21 protein-coding genes and 1 other RNA gene are annotated in these 21042 nt (G+C 45.5%); 18 read left to right on the forward strand and 4 right to left on the reverse strand.

The window, feature by feature from the left end; translation table 11 throughout:
- The first annotated feature begins 42 nt into the window (after positions 1 to 42).
- From rplM to sspB, 7 genes are all read left to right on the forward strand, one after another.
- Positions 43 to 471, forward strand: a complete 429-nt coding sequence (gene rplM / locus AB4180_RS12330) for a 50S ribosomal protein L13 (protein ID WP_010434689.1) — start codon at positions 43 to 45, stop codon at positions 469 to 471.
- A 13-nt stretch (positions 472 to 484) separates the two neighbouring features.
- Positions 485 to 877, forward strand: coding sequence for a 30S ribosomal protein S9 (gene rpsI / locus AB4180_RS12335; RefSeq protein ID WP_004740758.1), 393 nt, complete (start codon positions 485 to 487; stop codon positions 875 to 877).
- Between the two features lie 330 nt (positions 878 to 1207).
- The gene (gene petA, locus AB4180_RS12340) at positions 1208 to 1798 is read left to right on the forward strand and encodes a ubiquinol-cytochrome c reductase iron-sulfur subunit (protein WP_010434692.1); all 591 of its coding nucleotides are present in this window, start codon (positions 1208 to 1210) and stop codon (positions 1796 to 1798) included.
- Positions 1798 to 3063 (forward strand): cytochrome bc complex cytochrome b subunit, encoded by a 1266-nt coding sequence (locus AB4180_RS12345; RefSeq protein WP_009848941.1) that lies wholly within the window; start codon positions 1798 to 1800, stop codon positions 3061 to 3063. The genes petA and AB4180_RS12345 overlap by 1 nt, the downstream gene beginning before the upstream one ends.
- Positions 3060 to 3797 carry a cytochrome c1 gene (locus AB4180_RS12350; RefSeq protein ID WP_009848942.1) on the forward strand — a complete coding sequence of 246 codons (738 nt, stop codon included), beginning with the start codon at positions 3060 to 3062 and terminating at the stop codon, positions 3795 to 3797. The genes AB4180_RS12345 and AB4180_RS12350 overlap by 4 nt, the downstream gene beginning before the upstream one ends.
- A 97-nt stretch (positions 3798 to 3894) precedes the next feature.
- Complete coding sequence (gene sspA / locus AB4180_RS12355) at positions 3895 to 4530, forward strand: stringent starvation protein SspA (protein WP_009848943.1); 636 nt, start codon at positions 3895 to 3897, stop codon at positions 4528 to 4530.
- 6 nt (positions 4531 to 4536) lie between these two features.
- The gene (gene sspB, locus AB4180_RS12360; protein ID WP_012603204.1) at positions 4537 to 5031 is read left to right on the forward strand and encodes a ClpXP protease specificity-enhancing factor; all 495 of its coding nucleotides are present in this window, start codon (positions 4537 to 4539) and stop codon (positions 5029 to 5031) included.
- Between the two features lie 168 nt (positions 5032 to 5199).
- On the opposite strand, the gene AB4180_RS12365 is transcribed toward sspB, so the two are convergent.
- From AB4180_RS12365 to AB4180_RS12380, 4 genes are read right to left on the reverse strand one after another with little or no spacing between them, the layout of a single operon-like run.
- On the reverse strand, positions 5200 to 5805 hold the full coding sequence (locus tag AB4180_RS12365) for a BON domain-containing protein (protein WP_017098300.1): 606 nt from the start codon (positions 5803 to 5805) through the stop codon (positions 5200 to 5202).
- A 16-nt stretch (positions 5806 to 5821) separates the two neighbouring features.
- The gene (locus AB4180_RS12370) at positions 5822 to 6412 is read right to left on the reverse strand and encodes a phosphoheptose isomerase (protein WP_004729817.1); all 591 of its coding nucleotides are present in this window, start codon (positions 6410 to 6412) and stop codon (positions 5822 to 5824) included.
- A gap of 2 nt (positions 6413 to 6414) precedes the next feature.
- On the reverse strand, positions 6415 to 6813 hold the full coding sequence (locus tag AB4180_RS12375; protein ID WP_009848946.1) for a YraN family protein: 399 nt from the start codon (positions 6811 to 6813) through the stop codon (positions 6415 to 6417).
- Positions 6800 to 8617, reverse strand: a complete 1818-nt coding sequence (locus AB4180_RS12380) for a penicillin-binding protein activator (RefSeq protein WP_102250314.1) — start codon at positions 8615 to 8617, stop codon at positions 6800 to 6802. Before AB4180_RS12380 ends, AB4180_RS12375 begins: the two co-directional genes overlap by 14 nt.
- A 61-nt stretch (positions 8618 to 8678) precedes the next feature.
- Here AB4180_RS12380 and rsmI point away from each other — a divergent pair, with 61 nt between their 5' ends.
- From rsmI to murG, 11 genes are all read left to right on the forward strand, one after another.
- A complete protein-coding gene (rsmI, locus tag AB4180_RS12385) occupies positions 8679 to 9545 on the forward strand; it encodes a 16S rRNA (cytidine(1402)-2'-O)-methyltransferase (protein ID WP_102250315.1) in 867 nt (288 codons plus the stop codon).
- A 176-nt stretch (positions 9546 to 9721) separates the two neighbouring features.
- Positions 9722 to 10161: RNase P RNA component class A (gene rnpB / locus AB4180_RS12390), an RNA gene on the forward strand.
- Between the two features lie 228 nt (positions 10162 to 10389).
- On the forward strand, positions 10390 to 11340 hold the full coding sequence (gene rsmH, locus AB4180_RS12395) for a 16S rRNA (cytosine(1402)-N(4))-methyltransferase RsmH (protein WP_009848949.1): 951 nt from the start codon (positions 10390 to 10392) through the stop codon (positions 11338 to 11340).
- Between the two features lie 3 nt (positions 11341 to 11343).
- Entirely contained in the window at positions 11344 to 11661 is a 318-nt protein-coding gene (gene ftsL, locus AB4180_RS12400; protein ID WP_102250316.1) for a cell division protein FtsL, read from the forward strand.
- Positions 11658 to 13415 (forward strand): penicillin-binding transpeptidase domain-containing protein, encoded by a 1758-nt coding sequence (locus tag AB4180_RS12405; protein WP_012603208.1) that lies wholly within the window; start codon positions 11658 to 11660, stop codon positions 13413 to 13415. The genes ftsL and AB4180_RS12405 overlap by 4 nt, the downstream gene beginning before the upstream one ends.
- 18 nt (positions 13416 to 13433) lie before the next feature.
- Entirely contained in the window at positions 13434 to 14918 is a 1485-nt protein-coding gene (gene murE / locus AB4180_RS12410) for a UDP-N-acetylmuramoyl-L-alanyl-D-glutamate--2,6-diaminopimelate ligase (RefSeq protein ID WP_102250317.1), read from the forward strand.
- On the forward strand, positions 14918 to 16291 hold the full coding sequence (gene murF, locus AB4180_RS12415; RefSeq protein ID WP_102250318.1) for a UDP-N-acetylmuramoyl-tripeptide--D-alanyl-D-alanine ligase: 1374 nt from the start codon (positions 14918 to 14920) through the stop codon (positions 16289 to 16291). Before murE ends, murF begins: the two co-directional genes overlap by 1 nt.
- The gene (gene mraY, locus AB4180_RS12420) at positions 16288 to 17370 is read left to right on the forward strand and encodes a phospho-N-acetylmuramoyl-pentapeptide-transferase (RefSeq protein ID WP_102250319.1); all 1083 of its coding nucleotides are present in this window, start codon (positions 16288 to 16290) and stop codon (positions 17368 to 17370) included. Before murF ends, mraY begins: the two co-directional genes overlap by 4 nt.
- 58 nt (positions 17371 to 17428) lie before the next feature.
- Complete coding sequence (gene murD, locus AB4180_RS12425; protein WP_102250320.1) at positions 17429 to 18745, forward strand: UDP-N-acetylmuramoyl-L-alanine--D-glutamate ligase; 1317 nt, start codon at positions 17429 to 17431, stop codon at positions 18743 to 18745.
- Positions 18746 to 18767: 22 nt separating this feature from the next.
- Complete coding sequence (gene ftsW / locus AB4180_RS12430) at positions 18768 to 19964, forward strand: cell division protein FtsW (RefSeq protein WP_009848956.1); 1197 nt, start codon at positions 18768 to 18770, stop codon at positions 19962 to 19964.
- A gap of 12 nt (positions 19965 to 19976) precedes the next feature.
- Complete coding sequence (murG, locus tag AB4180_RS12435) at positions 19977 to 21038, forward strand: undecaprenyldiphospho-muramoylpentapeptide beta-N-acetylglucosaminyltransferase (protein ID WP_102250321.1); 1062 nt, start codon at positions 19977 to 19979, stop codon at positions 21036 to 21038.
- The last annotated feature ends 4 nt before the right edge of the window (positions 21039 to 21042 follow it).

Consider the following 21042-nt stretch of genomic DNA (forward strand, 5'->3'; position numbering starts at 1 on the left):
GTATTCCTTAAGTGTAAATTTTTTAAATAGGTAATTATTAGCATGAAAACTTTCGTTGCTAAACCAGAAACTGTAAAACGCGACTGGTATGTTGTAGACGCTGAAGGCAAAACTCTTGGCCGTCTAGCAAGTGAAATCGCTTCTCGCCTACGCGGCAAGCACAAAGCAGAATACACTCCTCACGTAGACACTGGTGATTACATCATCGTTGTTAACGCTGAGAAAGTTGCTGTAACTGGTAACAAAGCTAAGGGTAAGGTTTACTACCGTCACTCTGAGTTCCCAGGTGGTCTTAAAACTATCACTTTTGAAAAGCTAATTGCTAAGAAACCAGAAATGGTTCTTGAACTAGCAGTTAAAGGTATGCTTCCACGTGGTCCACTAGGCCGCGCGATGTACCGTAAGCTTAAAGTGTACGCTGGTACTGAGCACAACCATGTTGCTCAACAGCCACAAGTACTAGACATCTAAGGGGATTAAGACAATGGCAGAGAATCAATACTACGGCACTGGTCGTCGCAAAAGCTCAGCAGCTCGTGTTTTCATCAAACCAGGCTCTGGTGAGATCGTAATCAACAAGCGCAGCCTTGATGTTTACTTCGGTCGTCCAACTTCTCGTATGGTTGTTAAACAACCTCTTGAGCTAGTTGAACTAACTGAGAAACTTGACCTTTACATCACTGTTTCTGGTGGTGGTATTTCAGGTCAAGCTGGCGCAATCCGCCACGGTATCACTCGTGCTCTTATGGAATACGATGAAACTCTACGTCCTGCTCTACGTGCAGCTGGCTATGTTACGCGTGATGCTCGTTGCGTTGAACGTAAGAAAGTTGGTCTACGTAAAGCACGTCGTAAACCTCAATTCTCTAAGCGTTAATTTTTCTTTACGAAAAAGTACACGCTCCCAGTTTTTCGACTGGAATTGTGGTTCAAAGCTCGGCTATATGCCGGGCTTTTTGTTTTTATGCCCCCTCTAAACGCTTTCCCTCCCTCGTTTTATTTCCAAATTCTTATATTTTGAAAGCTTTTGTAACCCAATGTGCGCTTTGCCTCATGATTGTTACAAAAAGGTAGCTTTATCTTGTCAAAAAGTAGGGTTTTATTTATCATTTGCCGTCAATAAATAGAACTAAATACATATTTTGTTAGCCATGCTCTTTATTCGGAATTATTTCAATCCATAAGGAGCAAATGGGAGAATGTTTGGATGAGCAACGCGCCTTTAAATAACGGTCGCAGGCGTTTCTTAACCGCAACAACAGCCGTTGTTGGTGGTTTAGGAGCAGCTGCTGTAGCCGTGCCTTTTATTAAATCATGGAATCCGAGTGCCAAGGCGAAAGCTGCAGGCGCACCGGTGGAAGTGGAAGTCAGTAAGTTAGAGCCGGGACAAATGGTTCGTGTCGAGTGGCAAGGTAAGCCTGTATGGGTTGTACGCCGTGCTGAATCGGTGCTAGAGAATCTAAAAGCGATCGGTGGTCAACTTCGTGACCCTCAATCTGAAGCTGAACAACAACCAGAATACGCGCAGAACGAGTTTCGTTCAATTAAGCCGGAATTCTTCGTTGCTGTTGGTTTCTGTACGCACTTAGGTTGTTCTCCAACTTACCTGCCAGATTCTTTTGCAGAACAAGTTCAGGGTGTTAAGTCTGGTTTCTTCTGTCCTTGCCATGGTTCAAAGTTTGATATGGCAGGTCGAGTATTCCAAGGCGTACCAGCTCCATTGAATCTTGTTGTACCAAAGCATATGTATTTGAGTGACACTAAGATCATGATCGGTGTGGACGAGGGAGACGCGTAATGCAAGGATTGCTTGATTGGGTAGAGAAACGTCTACCCGCGATGAATGCTTACAAGAAGCATTTATCTGAATACCCAATGCCTAAGAACTTTAACTTTTGGTACCTTTTTGGTTCTTTAGCAATGTTAGTACTGGTTAACCAAATCCTTACGGGTATTTGGCTGACAATGAACTATGTACCGTCTGGTGAGGGCGCATTTGCTTCTGTTGAATACATCATGCGTGATGTGGAATACGGTTGGCTACTGCGTTACATGCACTCAACAGGTGCATCGGCATTCTTCGTTGTGATCTACCTGCATATGTTCCGTGGTCTAATCTACGGTTCTTACCAAAAGCCTCGTGAGTTACTTTGGATCTTCGGTATGTTGATCTTCTTAGTGCTTATGGCTGAGGCTTTCATGGGTTACCTACTACCATGGGGTCAAATGTCTTACTGGGGTGCTCAGGTAATCATTTCTCTGTTTGGTGCGATCCCTGTTATAGGTGATGACCTAACGCTTTGGATCCGTGGTGACTACATCATCTCTGGTGCAACGCTGAACCGTTTCTTCGCACTGCACGTTATTGCTCTGCCAATTGTACTTCTGCTGCTTATCGTACTTCACGTACTAGCGCTGCACGAAGTGGGTTCGAACAACCCAGACGGTATCGAAACCAAGCTTCCTAAAGGCACAATGGGCGACGACTACAAAACTCAGTTCCCATTCCACAAGGATTACACTAAGAAATACGACATCATTGACTCTATTCCTTTCCACCCATACGGGACGGTAAAAGATATGGTTGGTGTTGCTGGTTTCCTATTCTTGTTCTGTTACGTGCTGTTCTTTAACCCAGAAATGGGGGGGTACTTCCTTGAACCGCCTAACTTTGAAGCTGCAAACCCGCTGAAAACACCTGAGCATATTGCTCCAGTTTGGTACTTCACGCCGTTCTACGCTGTACTTCGTGCTGTTCCAGATAAGCTGTTAGGTGTAGTTGCAATGGGCGCTTCAATTGTTGTGCTATTCCTACTGCCATGGTTCGACCGTTGTAAAGTGCGTTCTTACCGTTACCGTAGCAAATTGCATTTGATTAACATCATCCAATTCACAATAAGCTTTATTGCGCTTGGTGTACTTGGTGCGCTTCCAGCAACGCCAACATACACGCTATTAGCTCAAATCTTTAGCTTAGGTTACTTCATGTTCTTCGTTCTGCTGTGGTTCTACAGTAAAAATGAAGCGACGAAACCATTACCAGAAAGGGTGACATTCAAATGAAAAAGTGGATTGTAATTTTATTTGCTATGTTGCCGTCACTAGCGATGGCAGCGGGTGCAGGCGTACCATTAGACAAAGCAAACAATGATTTAACAGACAAAGCTTCATTACAAAATGGCGCTAAGATGTTCATGAACTACTGTTTCGCTTGTCACTCAACGCAGTACCAACGTTATGAACGTGTTGCGAATGATTTGGAGATTCCTTTAGACCTAATGAAGGAAAACCTGATCTTCGATCCTGAAGTGAAAATTGGTAGCTTGATGGTTAACGCTATGCCTTCTGAGCAAGCTGCTAGTTGGTTTGGTGCTCCACCACCAGATCTAACATTGGTTGCTCGTGTTCGTGGCGCAGATTGGCTATACACGTACCTTCGTACTTTCTATGAAGATCCGTCTCGTCCATTTGGTGTGAACAACCTGGTTTTCCCAAGTGTTGGTATGCCGCATGTTCTTGAAGAGCTACAAGGTATCCCAACGCCAATCTACGATACTCACATGGTCGATGGTGAGGAAGTTAAGGTTGTTGTTGGTACTGAAACGGATGGCTCTGGCGAATTAAGTGCTGGTGAATATGACGAAGCAGTTCGTGACCTTGTTAACTTTTTGGTTTACTCGGGCGACCCTGTTCAACTTGAGCGTCATGCTATGGGTTGGTGGGTAATGGCCTTCTTAGTAATCTTCACTATCATCGTGATTTTGCTGAAGAAAGAGTATTGGCGTGATGTGCACTAATTGTGCTATAATACCGTGCTAATTCCCAAATTATGTTAATGTTCAATGGAGGCTTTAGGCCTCCATTGTTTTTATTTAAAGTGTACTGGAGGGCTCCATGGCTGTAGCTGCCAATAAACGTTCTGTAATGACTCTTTTCTCAAGTGCTTCTGATATGTATAGCCATCAGGTGCGCATTGTTCTTGCTGAAAAAGGCGTAAGTGTTGAAGTTGAGTTGGTTGATGAAAAAAATCTACCAGCAGAGCTTGTTGAACTGAACCCGTACAAATCAGTACCTACTCTTGTTGATCGTGAGCTTGCTCTATATGACTCTAAGATCATCATGGAATACCTAGATGAGCGTTTCCCTCATCCACCATTGATGCCTGTATACCCGGTTGCTCGTGGTAACAGTCGTCTAATGATGTACCGAATTGAGCGTAACTGGTATTCAGTTGCAGAGAAGATCGTTAAAGGCAACGCTGAAGAATCTGAAGCAGCTCGCGTGAAATTACGCAACGACCTATTAACTCTTGCTCCTATCTTCGCTGAGTATGAATACTTCATGAGTGAAGAGTTTAGCCTAATTGATTGTTACCTAGCTCCGCTACTATGGCGTTTACCTGAGCTTGGTATCGAACTGATTGGTCCTGGTTCTAAAGAACTTAAGATTTACATGAACCGCGTATTCGAACGTGATTCATTCCTAGCTTCTCTAACGGAAGCTGAGCGCGAGATGCGACTCGTTCGCTAAGCGTTTATGGATATTTCAAATATGACTCCACGCCGACCATACATGCTTCGTGCATTTTATGAATGGCTGGTTGATAACGAACTGACTCCACACTTGGTTGTTGAAGCAACATTGCCGGGTGTGAGAGTTCCAGACGAGTTTGTTCAAGATGGTCAGATCATTCTGAACATCGCGCCTCGTGCGGTTGGACAACTTGAACTGGGTAACGAAGCTGTGACGTTTAGTGCTCGCTTTAGTGGTCGTCCACACTCTGTGATCGTTCCGTTATACGCAGTACAAGCAATTTATGCTCGTGAGAATGGTGCTGGTACCATGTTTGAACCTGAAGAGGCTTACATGGAAGCGTTTGAAGAAGGAATTGAAGAAAGTCCTTTTGAAGAACCAGAAAAAGGCCCATCTTTGAGTGTTGCAACAGCAGACGTAGATGCTGAAGAGTCTGACTCAGAACCTGAGCCATCTCGTCCAGCGAAAGGTCGCCCAAGCCTTCGTGTTATCAAATAGCGTTATTTTTTAAATAACTCCAAATACAAAAAAAGCAGCGATTTATCGCTGCTTTTTCTTTTTGTGCTAACTGATTTTTAGTTGCTAGACTCATTTCGTTAGGCTTTACCAGCCAACCAACCAACCAGCTAATAAGCAGCTAAGTTGGCTAAGTAAATTCAGAGGGTGTTAGTTTACCGAATTGTCATCTTCACCATATTCAAACGCTCGAATCACCTGCTTCACACCAGAGATATTACGCGCAACTTCTGTCGCGATATCAGCGTGTTCTCGAGAAACTAATCCAAGCAGAAATACTTCTGAATCTTCAGTAATGACTTTGACTTTGATACCGTTAAGCTCAGACTTGGCAAGTAGGGCAGACTTCACTTTAGTGGTAATCCAACTGTCTTTGCTGATAGCACTAACAGACAGTGGCTCTTTCACTCGGATCTGGTTGTGTATACTTTCAACTCCCGTTACTGCTTTAGCTTGGCTTTCAAAAGCACGACGTTCAGCATCTGTCGTTGCTTGCCCCATCAGAACTACTGAACCACGGTAAGAGCTTGCTGTGATACTGACATTGCCGCGAAATGGCGGTTTATTTGTCATAGCTGCAACTTCAAATTCGATATTGTTGTCGCTCCAAATCTCTTTGGTGGTTCGTGTATCTGTGACTAGATTTGCAGTAGTTGCTGCACCAGCAATGAAAAGACCAGCACAACCAGATAACGACAGTGTAAGTAGCGAAACACTAATCAGCTTAAGCAGCTTCATAGAAGTTAATGATTTCATCGTGATGCTCCGTATATCACTCTTCGTGAGCTGGGAAGAGTACTTGATCGATTAGGTCACATAAGCAGTGTAGTGTCACCATGTGTACTTCGTGGATACGTGCTGTACGGTGTGAGGGAATACGAATTTCTACATCGTGCTCACCAAGCAGGCCAGCCATTTCACCACCATCTTTACCAGTAAAGGCGATGATTGTCATATCACGTGTTACCGCAGCTTCCATTGCTTTGATGATGTTTTTACTGTTACCACTAGTAGATATAGCCAGTAAAATATCACCAGTTTGACCAAACGCACGTACCTGCTTAGAGAAGATCTCTTCATAGTGGTAGTCGTTTGCCACAGCCGTTAGTGTGGTGTTATCAGCAGTGAGAGCCATTGCTGGAAGACTAGGGCGCTCGGTTTCAAAGCGATTAAGTAGGCAAGAGACAAATTGCTGAGCATTCGATGCCGAACCACCGTTACCACAACAAAGAATCTTGTTTCCGTTAAGCAGGGTTGCAACCATTGCTTGAGCGGCATGCGTGATTGCGTCTGGCAGAGCTTCTGCCGCCGCAATTTGGATTTGAATACTTTCTGTAAAACTTTCTTTGATGCTGTCTAGCATGTTTATCCTTGGGTAATCGCGTTTTGAATCCAGTCGATAGTGTCATTCGGCCCTTCGATGGCAATGATATCAAACCTGTAATCTGTAGAGTGTACCGACAAGCCTTGCTGCATAAGCCAAACATTGGCTGTTTTGAGTAGCTTTTGTGACTTTTTGGCTGTCACCATTTCAGCGGCATGTCCGTAGCGTGTTTGCTTGCGGTATTTTACCTCAGTAAACACAACCGTATTGTTATGGCGCATTATAAGATCAATTTCGCCACACTTTGCTATGAAGTTTTCTTCAATTAACGATAAACCGTGGCGAACTAAATAATTCTTTGCCACGGTCTCGTATTTATCACCCACTTGTTTGTGGGTGATTGTTGGCTTGGATAGGAACTTACGGCTAAAAAGCCCCATGCTCTGCCCAGCTGATTTCACGTTGAACAACACAGTTGTTGTCGATGGTTAATACGCCGGTTTCACCTGTAATGCTGTAATCTTGTACGGCTTTCATCTGTGGTAGTGCATCCATTAGATAGTATGCATCCATTCCTAGTGCTTGTAGACGCTTTTGGCTGTTCGAGTGTGAAGGCCATAGGTCATTAAGCGCTTTGTTAAGCTCGTTTTTGTTCTCGACCAATAGCGGGATATCGCTGTAGAAGACACCCGTTAGGTCTTCATATTGCTTGTCACCGCTGTTGCTGCGTGAGTTTGAAAACAGTGCAGGTTGGCTAGCATCAGGGTTAATTGCAACTTCAATGAAGGGTTTGATGAGTGTTAGCTCTGAGTTCTTAGCGACAATGTAGACAGAATCGATATCACGACGACTGCGTGGCTCTGTTTCTAGGTCTAGGTTAAGTAGTCCATCCATTTGAGCGATACGTTGTTGGCTCTCTTGTAAACCGAAAATCTGATTCACATTACGCTGCAGTTGGCGTTTGTCAGAGAAGAAGCTGATTGCAACGTCGTTGTTGCTGTATTTCTGCCACTCTTCGTTAAATGCTTGCTTAACGCGGTCACCTAAGCGTCCTTTGGGTGCAAGAATTAGTGGGTACTTATAGCCTTGTGCAAAAAGGTGTTTCGCAGCCTGAGCGACTTCTTGTTCTGGCGATAAAGCGAGATAACAAATATTAGTATCTGGTTCTAGCTGAGTTGGAATATTAAGAGCTAATGCTGGAATCGAGTTTTCGTGGTTTTTCTGCGCTTGTTGAAGCTTGGTGATATTGCTCTTAATCAGAGGGCCAACGATGAAATCAACGTTATTCTCTTCCAGTTTCGCTTTAATTTCAGCGGCACTTTGTACGTTGGTATCCATTACCGTCAGAGTTGCATCTTCTTCACGCTCTTTGTCATTCATCATCGCAAAGATGAAACCATCACGCACAAGTTGTGCTTGCTTACCGTACTTACCTGTTAGCGGCAGCAGCAGCGCAGTGCTGGTTGGTTTGCTGATCTCTAGTGCCAAGATGTCGGTGATCGCTTGAGGTGTGTAAGTAGCCGCAGGGTGCTGAGGATTCTCGGCTAACCAATCAGCCAGGGTTTCCTGTAGGTTTGGAAGGTTCGAATTCAGCGTCTTCATGTAGATAGCCAGTTGCAACCAACCTGAAAGCACATCTTCTGTCGGCGATGTTTTCAGTTCTAGAATCTCGTATTGAGAGTAGCTATTCAGGTTCTGCCAAATACGGTCGGCCGTTTGCTGTTGGCTTTCGTCGCTAGCGTCCAGATATTCAGAATAAAGGACTAACTCACGGCTCGCTTCGAAATACTCATTCTGTATTTCAGAAATGTTGGCGCGTAGCTCGTGATAATCTTTCCATTGCTCGTTCGGAAGCTTCCACCAAGGTTGAAAGTTCAGTTGGCTGTACGCTTGCTGTGGTTGCGAGTTATTCACCAGCAGTTGAGCGCGAGCTAGTTGCCATTCTGCTTGTTGAACTTCACTCAGCTCTTGTTTGGCTAAGCGTTTGATCAGCAGAGTCGCTTGATCGGTTTTTCCAGCTTGCACAGAAGCCTTAAGCGCCATGATTAACCAGTCGTTTTGTAGACTTCCTTTGCTACTATCCGCCTGCATCATGTAACTTTCAGTTGATTGCGCTGGATCTAGTGTAATATCAACACGCGTTGGTGCTTGAGGACCTGAAGAACAAGCCGCCAATGTAATTGCTAATGCAATTGGAGTGAGTAAGCGTGGTACACTGAGTCTCTTATGGTTCATCGTTGCCATGAGTTCTTTAAATTCCGTATAAATTTGTATCTATATTAATCGTTGAAGTGATGGTAAACAAATGACAGATAACAAAACCTTGCTCACAGAGAGCCCAACTCTCTATATTGTGCCAACCCCAATCGGAAATTTGGGAGATATCACTCAAAGAGCAATTGAAATTTTATCAAGTGTCGATGTTATTGCAGCTGAAGACACACGCCACACGGGTAAGCTGCTTGCTCACTTCAATATATCAACCAGAACGTTCGCTTTACATGATCATAATGAACAAACTAAAGCACAAGTTCTAGTCGAAAGGTTATTAGAAGGTCAGTCTATCGCATTAGTCTCTGATGCGGGTACTCCTTTAATCAGTGATCCAGGTTACCATCTTGTCTTACAATGTCGTCAAGCGGGTGTGAGAGTTGTGCCACTTCCTGGTGCTTGTGCTGTGATTACCGCACTAAGTGCGTCTGGTTTGCCGTCTGATCGTTTCAGCTTTGAAGGTTTCTTACCGCCAAAGAGCAAAGGTCGTAAAGACAAGTTCTTAGAGATCGCAAAAGCAGAACGCACGTGTATCTTCTACGAATCTCCGCACCGTATTACTGATTCTCTACAAGACATGCTAGAGATCTTAGGCCCTGACCGTGAGGTTGTGTTGGCGCGTGAGCTAACCAAAACCTTCGAAACCATCCAAGGTCTGCCACTTGGTGAACTTATTGAGTGGATTGAAGAAGACGCAAACCGTAAACGCGGTGAGATGGTATTGCTAATTCACGGTCACCGTGAAGAAGCGAGCACAGAGTTGCCAGACGAAGCGACTCGCACGCTGGGTATTCTAACCAAAGAACTGCCACTTAAAAAAGCAGCGGCGATGACGGCAGAAATCTACAATCTGAAAAAGAACGCTTTATACAAATGGGGCCTAGAGCATCTAGACAACTAGATACCTCTTAATAGAGTAGCTAACCTGTATTGAAAAGCTTGTGAGGAGTGATGGTAATACCGTCGCTCCTTTTTTTGTGCTTGGATTGTGTGAAATTTGTGCACTTGCTTAATGGTTTGCAGCATATTTGTGATCTCGCTAGACACTGCACACTAATCTCTATACAATCCGCCCTCGGAGTTGAACGGGTAATCGCTGCTTTGCTGATGTCCTTCGGGAGACTGACGTTGAGGTCCTTCGGGAAACTGACGTTGAAGTCCTTCGGGAGACTGGTAGAGGGGAGGAACGTCCGGGCTCCATAGAGCAGGGTGCCAGATAACGTCTGGGGGGCGCGAGCCCACGACAAGTGCAGCAGAGAGAAGACCGCCGATGGCCTCATTTCTTCGGAAGAGGCACAGGTAAGGCTGAAAGGGTGCGGTAAGAGCGCACCGTGCGACTGGTAACAGTTCGTAGCAAGGTAAACTCCACCCGGAGCAAGATCAAATAGGCCCTCGCATTGCGCTGCTCGCGTATGGGGGCGGGTAGATTGCTTGAGCCTGTGAGCGATTGCAGGCCTAGACGAATGGTTACCGCCGCGCAAGCGGAACAGAACCCGGCGTATGTGTCAACTCCACCTATATAAAGAACCCATCATTACTTAACGGTAGTGATGGGTTTTTTGCTTTATATTGACGTTAATTATTTAGATTTCCTTAGAATCCATCATCTTGATATGAGCTTGGGTCAAAAATTCCCAAAGCCTATACACAATATGGTGGAGATACGGCGTGAAATCAGTAAACTAAAACGTTAATAGAACATATTATTGCCGAACTAATGGCTCAATCCATTCACTGAGAAGACTATGACAGAAGCATTCAAACATATTTCAGTATTGCTTAACGAATCTATTGACGGACTTGCGATCAAACCTGACGGTACCTATATCGATGGTACTTTTGGCCGTGGTGGTCACAGCCGTACAATCCTGTCTAAACTGGGCGAGAATGGAAGACTCTTTAGTATCGACCGCGATCCACAAGCGATTGCCGAAGCACAAAAGATTGATGACCCTCGTTTTACGATTATTCACGGCCCGTTCTCAGGTATGGCTGAATATGCAGAGCGTTATGACTTAGTCGGTCAAGTGGATGGCGTATTGCTGGATTTAGGTGTCTCTTCACCACAGCTGGATGATGCTGAACGTGGCTTTAGCTTTATGAAAGATGGCCCGCTTGATATGCGTATGGATCCAACAACCGGCATTCCTGTTTCTCAGTGGTTGGTTGAAGCTGATCTTGATGACATCACATGGGTTATTCGTGAGTTCGGTGAAGACAAACACGCTCGTCGTATCGCGAAAGGCATCATTGCTTATCAAGAGAATGAAGAGAACGAACCGCTAACGCGCACTGGTCAACTGGCTAAGCTTATCTCTGATGTCGCTCCAAAAAGCTTCAAAGAGAAAAAACACCCAGCAACACGTGCTTTCCAAGCATTCCGTATCTACATTAACAGTGAACTAGAAGAGATCGATACCGCACTGAAAGGCGCGGCAAGCATCCTTGCTCCTCAAGGTCGTATCTCTGTTATCAGTTTCCACTCGCTTGAAGACCGCATGGTGAAGCGCTTTATACGTAAAGAGAGCCAAGGACCGCAAGTACCACATGGCCTGCCACTAACTGAAGAGCAGATCAAAGCGCTAGGCAGTGCTGATCTGAAACCAATTGGTAAAGCAATCAAGCCTTCTAAAGATGAAGTGGATGAGAATACTCGTTCGCGTAGTTCAGTACTACGAATCGCAGAAAAGCTATAGTCAATGAAGACCTCCAACCCCAACTTAGCCAAGATAATCTTTTTTGATTTGATCTCCGTGGGTAAAGTCCCATTGGGGCTTCTTATCTGCATCTTTGCGAGTGCGATGGGGGTCGTTCTTACGACACATGTATCACGTCAGGCGATTACGCAAAAAGACATGGCATTGGTGGAGCGGGAACAGCTTGATGATGAGTGGCGAAATTTAATGCTTGAAGAGACGGCGCTAGCAGAACACAGCCGCGTTCAAGCATCGGCAAAAAGAGAGCTAGACATGAAACGTCCAGACTCCGACAAAGAAGTTGTGATCACACTGAAATGACCGGTAAAAAGGAAAAAACACCCGCAAAAACCGTTAATGAATCAACGAAAGAGCGAGTGAAGAGCGAAAAGGATTTGGATCCAATTCTTATTAAATGGCGTTTCAACGTTGTTATTGCTTTCGTGTTTCTAGCCTTTGCTGCACTCGTTGGCCGTGTGGCTTACATCCAAATCATTGAACCCGATAACTTAATTCGTCAGGGCGATCTTCGCTCAGTGCGTGTTAAGGCTATTCCTTCTGCTCGCGGTATTATCTCTGACCGCAATGGCGAGCCGCTTGCTGTGAGTGTTCCCGTTGAAGCAGTATGGGCCGACCCAAAAACGATTTTCGATAAAAATGGCATGGCCCAGATTGATCGTTGGTATGCGTTAGCCGATGTACTTGGCCTACAGCGACAATCGATGATCGATAAGATCTCTAGCAATAAATCCCGTCGATTTATTTATCTACAAAGACAAGTTAGCCCTGCGATGGCTAAGTATATCCGTGAACTTAAGCTGGTGGGTGTGGGCCTAAAAGCGGAATCTCGACGTTACTACCCTGCTGGTGAAGTCAGTGCACACCTTATCGGTGTGACCGGAATTGATGGGCACGGCCTGGAAGGGGTTGAACGCAGTTACGATAAATGGCTTACGGGCGAAGCAGGCAAGCGAACGATTCGTAAAGACCGCTACGGACGCGTTGTCGAAAACATTGCGTTAGAAGAACGCGAAGAAGGCAAACCACTAGAACTCACCATCGATCAACGATTGCAGGCGATAGCTTATCGAGCGATTAAGCAAGCGGTGGCCGATCATAAAGCGACCTCAGGCTCTGCAGTATTACTCGATGTGAAAACGGGCGCTGTGTTAGCCATGGTCAATGCACCGTCTTACAACCCGAACAACCGCTCTGATTTACAAAGCTTTAAAATGCGAAACCGCGTGCTGACCGATGCTATGGAGCCCGGCTCAACAGTGAAACCTTTTGTGGTGCTCGCCGCATTAGAAAATGGTACAGCTGATGCGAAATCTATTATTGATACGGGTAATGGCATCATGCAAATTGGAGGTAGCCGAGTACGTGATACCTCTAAAGTGGGCAAGGCTGATTTAGCCTTGATCCTTAAAAAATCAAGTAACATCGGCGTGGCGAAATTAGCGCTTGATATGCCACTTGAAGCGTTACTTGGTATGTACAGTTCGGTTGGTTTAGGCGAAATGTCTGGGCTAAATCTCGTGGGTGAAACGAGTGGTATTTTCCCTAACCGTCGCCGTTGGTCTAAGTTCGAAATCGCGACGCTATCGTTTGGTTATGGCTTATCTGTGACCCCGCTTCAGTTGGCTCATGCTTATGCAACGTTAGCCAACAAAGGCATGTATGAACCGATTCATATCATTAAAAGCAACGACCAAGACTTCTCAAAGCAGATCATCAAACGTGAAAATGCAGAGATGGTATTGCAAATGTTAGAAGGCGTGACTCAAAAGGGCGGAACGGCAACCAGAGCCGCTGTTCCGGGTTATCGAGTTGCGGCAAAAACGGGTACATCTCGTAAAGCCGCTGCGGGTGGTTATAGTGATGAGTATATTGCTATAACGTCGGGTTTTGCTCCAGTCAGCGATCCAAGAGTAGCTCTGGTTGTCGTAGTCAATGAGCCGCAAGGTGACCTTTACTATGGTGGTTCAGTTGCTGCCCCCGTTTTTTCTGAAATCATGAAGGGTGCACTGCAAATACTCAATGTCCCTGCTGATGAAAACAAGTTTCAAGAATAGAGCCAATCAGGATTCAATATGAGTAATAGCCTCACGCTGTCATCTTTACTTTCTCCTTGGGGGGACTTTAGTTCACTTGAGCTAGATGCGATTGCTGTTGAGCAATTGGAGTTGGATAGCCGTACCATCAAGGAAGGCGATATTTTTGTTGCCATTGTTGGACATGCCATTGATGGTCGTCGCTTTATCGACAAAGCCGTCGCTCAAGGTGCGAAAGCTGTCATTGCACAAGCGAGTGATGACAAAGCTCATGGCTTGGTTGAGTGGTTAAATGCAGTTCCTGTTGTTTATGTATCTGAGCTAAATTCAATTCTCTCTGAACTGGCTGGCCGAGTTTATTCTTCTCAAGCGACTAAGTTGATTGGTGTTACCGGCACCAATGGCAAAACCACCATCACCCAATTGATTGCTCAGTGGCTTGATTTGGTCGGCCAGCGTTCGGCGGTAATGGGCACCACGGGTAATGGCTTCTTAGATAACCTAAAAACAGCGGCTAATACCACAGGCAGCGCGATTGAAATACAACGTACACTGAGCGAGTTGGCTGAGGAAAGTGCAGTTTATACCGCGATGGAAATCTCTTCTCATGGTTTGGTTCAAGGCCGAGTAAAAGCATTGGATTTTGAGGTTGGTGTGTTCACTAACCTGAGTCGTGATCACCTTGATTACCACGGCACGATGGAAGAGTACGCATTGGCTAAGAAAAGCCTGTTTACTCAACACAAATGCAAACATGCAGTGATCAATGTGGATGATGAAGTCGGCAAAGCGTGGATGTCAAATTTGTCCAATGCAATAGCTGTTTCATTGCTTCCGTTGTCTGGTTACCAACAGTCGGTGTGGGCATCTGATGTCGCCTATGCAGAAACTGGGATTAAGCTCTCTTTCGATGGTAGCTGGGGGCAAGGTGATCTTTCGGTTCCATTGATTGGTCAGTTCAACGCATCAAACGTACTGGTTGCTTTCGCGACTTTGCTTTCATTGGGTATCGACAAGCAAACCTTGGTCGACACCGCTTCTCAGCTTCAACCTGTTATTGGTCGTATGGAACTGTTTCAAGTTCCGAGCAAAGCAAAAGTCGTTGTCGATTACGCGCACACGCCAGATGCTCTAGAAAAAGCATTGGCTGCACTGCGTGTACACTGCTCAGGAAAGCTGTGGGCTATCTTCGGCTGTGGTGGCGATCGCGACACAGGTAAGCGTCCAATGATGGCGGTAACGGCAGAGCAGTTCGCCGACAAAATTATTATTTCAGATGACAACCCTCGCAGCGAAGATCCTGCTTTGATTGTTAAAGACATGCTAGCTGGCTTAAGCGAACCAGAATCTGCATTCGTCGAGCACGATCGCTATCAAGCGGTTAAGTTTGCCCTAGAACAGGCAGGCAGTAATGACATTATTCTTTTGGCTGGTAAAGGCCATGAGGATTACCAAGTATTGAAAGACGAAACGATCCATTACTCAGATCGAGAGTCCGCGCTACAACTTTTAGGTATTTCATAATGATTGATGTATCACTCGAGCAGATTTGTTCAGCGGTGAGCGGTCAGCTGATTGAGGCTGGCAAGTCGAGCAATAGTGTTATTAATGCGGTTTCTACTGACACTCGAACCGTTGAAGAGGGTGCACTGTTTGTTGCTCTTGTTGGCGAGCGTTTTGATGCGCATGACTTTTGTCATCAAGCGGTAGAAGCTAATGCGAGCGCGTTGTTAGTCGAACGAAAACTTGACCTAAATATTACTCAGGTGGTTGTTGAAGACACTAAACTTGCTTTAGGTCAGCTAAGTGCTTGGATCCACAAACAGTGTGACGTCCCAACCATGGCGATTACAGGCAGTTGTGGTAAAACGACGGTTAAAGAGATGGTGGCAAGCATTCTGCAGCAACGTGGCAAGGTGTTGTTTACCGCAGGTAACTTCAATAATGATATTGGAGTGCCATTAACCTTGCTGCGCAGTGAAACAAATGACGACTATGCTGTGATAGAACTGGGCGCGAACCACATTGGTGAAATTGCCTATACTACGCAGCTTGTGAAACCACAGGTGGCGTTAGTTAATAACGTAGCTGCAGCGCACTTAGAAGGCTTTGGGTCTATCAATGGTGTGAAACAAGCGAAAGGTGAAATCTTTCAGGGGCTTGCTGCTGATGATACTGCTATTGTTAATCTAGAGAGCAACGGTGGTGACTTTTGGAATGACGTGCTTGCAGATAAAAGCGTGCTGACATTTTCAGAAAGCGACAGCAAGGCGGATTATTTTGCCAAGAATATTCGCATCAATGAGCAAGGTGAAGCGTGCTTTGATATGCAGACACCTCAAGGACCCATATTTGTTGAGCTTGGTATCATCGGTCAACATAACGTAGCGAATGCATTAGCAGCTGCAGCGTTGAGCATCCAATTTGGAGCCTCGCTTGATGAGGTGAAAAATGGTTTAGCGAATCTGATCTCTGTCAAAGGGCGAGTTGAGGTTCAACAATTAAGTCAGAATATCAAACTCATAGATGACAGTTACAACGCCAGCGTGCCAGCAATGAAGGCGGCAGCGAAGCTACTCTCGAGCTTCAAAGGTCAGCGTTGGTTAATTTTAGGTAATATGGCTGAATTAGGCGATGAAAGCCTTGCACTTCACCGTCAAGTCGGTGAATATGCTGCCCCATTCGCTTTTGAGCATGTACTTACTTACGGTGATGATACCAAGGTGATTAGTGAGGTCTGTAATGGTACCCACTTTACAACGCATCAAGCGATGATCGCGCACATAGAGCAGCACCTAAGCTTGCCAGAAAGCGTGTCACATACCTTATTGGTAAAAGGCGCGAATAGTGCAGGAATGAGTAAAATAGCCGCTGCTTTAAAGGAGAACTTTTCATGATAATTTGGCTTGCAGAGCTACTACAGCCACACTTTTCTTTTTTCCGTTTGTTCGAATACTTATCGTTTCGTGCAATCGCGAGTATTTTGACGGCGTTATGTCTGTCACTGTGGATGGGACCTCGTTTAATTGAGCGTCTGCAAATGCTACAAATTGGCCAAGTTGTTCGTAATGACGGCCCTGAATCTCATTTCAGCAAACGTGGCACGCCAACCATGGGCGGTGTGATGATCCTTGCTGCGATCATTATTACGGTATTGATGTGGGCTGATCTCTCGAATCCTTATGTTTGGGCTGTATTAGTTGTACTTGCTGGTTATGGCGCGGTTGGTTTTGTTGATGACTACCGTAAAGTGGTTCGCAAAAACACAGATGGCTTGATAGCTCGCTGGAAGTACTTCTGGCAATCGGCGATTGCTTTAGTTGTCGCATTTGCTCTGTATGCTCATGGACACGATACAGCGGCAACACAGCTCGTAGTGCCTTTCTTTAAAGATGTGATGCCACAATTAGGTTTATTGTACATCGTACTAACGTACTTTGTTATTGTAGGTACCAGTAACGCGGTGAACCTAACCGACGGCCTAGACGGCTTGGCCATTATGCCAACGGTTATGGTTGCTGCTGGTTTTGCTGTGATTGCTTGGGCAACAGGCAACGTTAACTTTGCAGCATATCTACACATTCCATACATTCCATACACCTCTGAACTGGTTGTGGTATGTACTGCTATCGTCGGTGCCGGACTTGGCTTCCTATGGTTCAACACTTACCCAGCGCAAGTATTCATGGGCGATGTTGGCTCACTAGCGCTTGGCGGTGCATTGGGTGTGATCGCGGTGTTAGTTCGCCAAGAGTTGGTACTGGTTATCATGGGCGGTGTGTTTGTAATGGAGACCTTGTCAGTTATTCTGCAGGTGGGCTCTTACAAATTGCGTGGTCAGCGTATTTTCCGAATGGCACCGATTCATCACCACTATGAACTGAAAGGTTGGCCAGAGCCGCGTGTCATCGTGCGTTTTTGGATAATCTCAATGGTATTAGTACTGGTTGGCCTAGCAACGCTGAAAGTTCGTTAATCCTATCTGAGCCTCTTAATGAGGGGCTCTTTAAAACTATTAAGAGCATCTTGTTTAAATGGAACATTGGCAAAATATTCAAAATGTAGTGGTTGTGGGGCTCGGTATTACCGGGCTCTCTGTCGTTAAACATCTCGTAAAATATCAACCTCATGCGCATGTGAAGGTAATTGATACGCGAGAGCTACCACCAGGAAAAGAATCTTTGCCTGAATCGGTAGAGCTGCATTCTGGAAGTTGGAATAGCCAATGGTTAGCGGAAGCTGATTTAGTGGTTGCTAACCCAGGTATCGCCTTAGCGACCCCTGAAATACAAGATGTTATTCAAGCGGGTATTTCGGTTGTTGGCGATATTGAACTTTTTGGTTGGGCGGTAGACAAACCCGTCGTGGCAATAACAGGCTCCAATGGCAAGAGTACGGTGACCGATCTAACGGGTGTGCTTGCTAAAGCTGCTGGTCTTAACGTTGGCGTTGGTGGCAACATCGGTATTCCTGCCTTAGACCTTCTTGAGCTTGAGGCCGATTTATATGTCCTTGAGCTTTCAAGCTTTCAGCTAGAGACAACATCCAGTCTAAATCTTGCTGCGGCGGCCTTTTTGAACTTGTCAGAAGATCATATGGATCGCTATCAAGGCATGGCCGATTACCGAGATGCTAAATTGAGAATTTTTAATAACGCTCAGTGCGCAATCGTAAACCGCGAAGACAAAGAAACTTATCCTGATCAAACGATGCCATTGGTGACATTTGGACTTGATGACCAAGAGTTTGGTGTAGCGACGATTGATGGTACCGAACGGCTAATGGACAACGGCAAGCCTGTGCTTCCTAGCCAAGATTTAACATTGGTTGGACGTCATAATGTGGCGAATGCTTTAGTCTCTTTAGCACTGCTTAAGCAAGTCGGTATCGATTACAGTAAAAGTCTTGAAGCTTTGAAAGCCTACAATGGTTTGACGCATCGTTGCCAAGTAGTGGCTGACAAACGCGAAATTAAATGGGTTAACGACTCGAAAGCGACCAACGTAGCCAGTACATTAGCGGCTCTGTCGGGATTAGAATACCAAGGTACTTTGTATCTCTTAGTTGGAGGTGTGGGCAAAGGTGCTGACTTTAGCGAACTTAACCCCGTGTTGGCGCAACTAGACCGCGTACAACTGTGTTGCTTCGGTGAAGATGCTGCGCAATTTATGCCATTACATCCATCGGCTAAGACGTTTGATACCATGCGTGACATCATCGAGAGTATCTCTGCACAATTGGTGTCGGGGGACATGGTGATGTTGTCTCCTGCATGTGCAAGCTTCGATCAATTTAATAACTTCATGGCGAGAGGTGATGCGTTCACTGAACTTGCTCATGAGTATGCCTAACGTGTTGAAGGACTAACATTCAGTGCAAAGAGTGAAAGAGATTAATCAATCTATTTGGCAATGGCTTAACCGTGCCACACCAGAGGCGCTCTACGATCGTCAGTTGGTATGGATTGCTCTTGGACTGATGCTGACGGGCTTGGTAATGGTAACGTCGGCTTCGTTCCCAATCAGTGCTCGTTTAACCGATCAGCCGTTTCACTTCATGTTCCGCCACGCCATTTTCCTGGTGTTAGCGTTAGGTGTATCCAGCGTAATATTACAAATCCCGATGAAACGCTGGTTTCAATACAGTATGTACCTATTGGGCTTATCCTTCTTTTTGCTAGTGGTGGTGTTAGCCGTCGGTAAGTCGGTTAACGGTGCCTCACGTTGGATTCCTCTCGGGCTGTTTAACTTACAACCTGCTGAAGTCGCTAAGTTATCTCTGTTTATCTTTATGGCGGGCTATTTGGTACGTAAACAGGATGAAGTGAGAAAAACCTTCTTCGGTGGTTTTGGTAAACCGATCATGGTGTTCGGTGCCTTTGCGGTGTTGCTACTTGGCCAGCCCGATTTGGGTACCGTTGTCGTAATGTTGGTTACCTTGTTTGGCATGTTGTTTATCGCAGGTGCTAAGCTGTCACAATTTATAGCCTTAATGGTGGCAGGTATTGCTGCCGTTGTGGGATTGATTGTTATTGAGCCTTATCGTGTTCGACGTGTTACGTCATTCTGGGAACCTTGGAGTGACCCGTTTGGTAGTGGTTATCAGCTAACTCAATCATTGATGGCGTTCGGTCGTGGTGATTGGATGGGGCAAGGGCTTGGTAATTCAATTCAAAAACTCGAGTACCTACCTGAAGCACACACCGATTTTGTTTTTGCTGTACTGGCTGAAGAGTTGGGTTTTGTTGGCGTAACCTTAGTGTTGATGCTGATCTTTAGTTTGGTTTTTAAAGCTATTTTTATTGGCAAAAAAGCTTTCGAAAACGACCAAGTGTTCAGCGGTTATCTGGCGTTTGGCATTGGTATTTGGTTTGCTTTTCAGACGCTTGTTAATGTAGGTGCCGCTTCAGGTATTGTTCCGACCAAAGGTCTAACCTTACCGCTGATCAGTTACGGAGGTTCAAGCCTTATCGTGATGTCAGTAGCGGTTTCTATGCTGCTGCGTATCGATCATGAATGCCGAGTTCAACAAAAAGAACAAGCCGACAATCAAAACGAATTAGTAGAATAAGAATCTAACGTTATGAAACAAAACAAAAAACTTTTAGTGATGGCTGGTGGTACTGGCGGTCACGTTTTCCCGGGGTTAGCCGTGGCGAAAAAGCTTCAGCAACAAGGTTGGGAAATTCGCTGGTTAGGAACGGCGGACCGAATGGAAGCGGAACTGGTGCCAAAGCATGGTATTGAGATCGACTTCATTAAGGTGAAAGGCCTGCGTGGTCAAGGCATTAGCAAGCTAATTAAAGCGCCGTTCCAGATTATTAATGCCATACTTCAAGCCAGACGACATATTAAAGCATGGCAACCTGATGTGGTGCTTGGCATGGGTGGTTACGTCAGTGGCCCGGGGGGTATCGCGGCTTGGTTATCTGGTATTCCAGTGGTTCTACATGAACAAAATGCAGTGGCAGGTTTAACCAACCAATGGCTGTCTAAGATTGCTAAAAAGGTTTTCCAAGCTTTTCCTGGTGCGTTTTCTACCGCAGAAGTGGTGGGTAACCCAGTACGCGAAGATGTTGTTGCCTTAGCGGAACCCGAGCAACGCATGGCTGAGCGTGATGGTGACATCCGCATCTTGGTTATGGGCGGTAGTCAGGGCGCAAAAATCCTGAACGATACCTTGCCAGTAACGATGGCGCAGCTTGGTGAAGGCTTCACTGTGGTGCATCAAGCAGGTAAGAACAATCAACAGCAAGTGATTGAACAATACAAATCACATTCTGTAGATAATGTTCAAGTGACTGAATTTATTGATGATGTGGCGCAAGCTTATGAGTGGGCAGATCTATTAGTGTGTCGCTCTGGTGCATTAACCGTATCTGAAGTGTCTGCTGCTGGTGTAGGTTCTATTTTCGTTCCGTTTATGCACAAAGACAGACAACAAGCGTTGAATGCCGATCATTTAGTAGAATGTGGCGCGGCGTTAATGATTGAACAGCCTCAACTAACGGCTGATAAACTCGCGAACACTATCGCGCAGCTTGATAGAAATGAATTAAAAATGATGGCAACAAAAGCTCGTCAAGCCGCCAAGCTTGATGCTGATGTGACTGTCGCTGAAGCGATCAAAGCTTTAGCAAAATAATGAG

It is taken from the genome of Vibrio sp. 10N.286.49.C3 (assembly GCF_041469545.1).
Lineage (GTDB): Bacteria > Pseudomonadota > Gammaproteobacteria > Enterobacterales > Vibrionaceae > Vibrio > Vibrio tasmaniensis_A.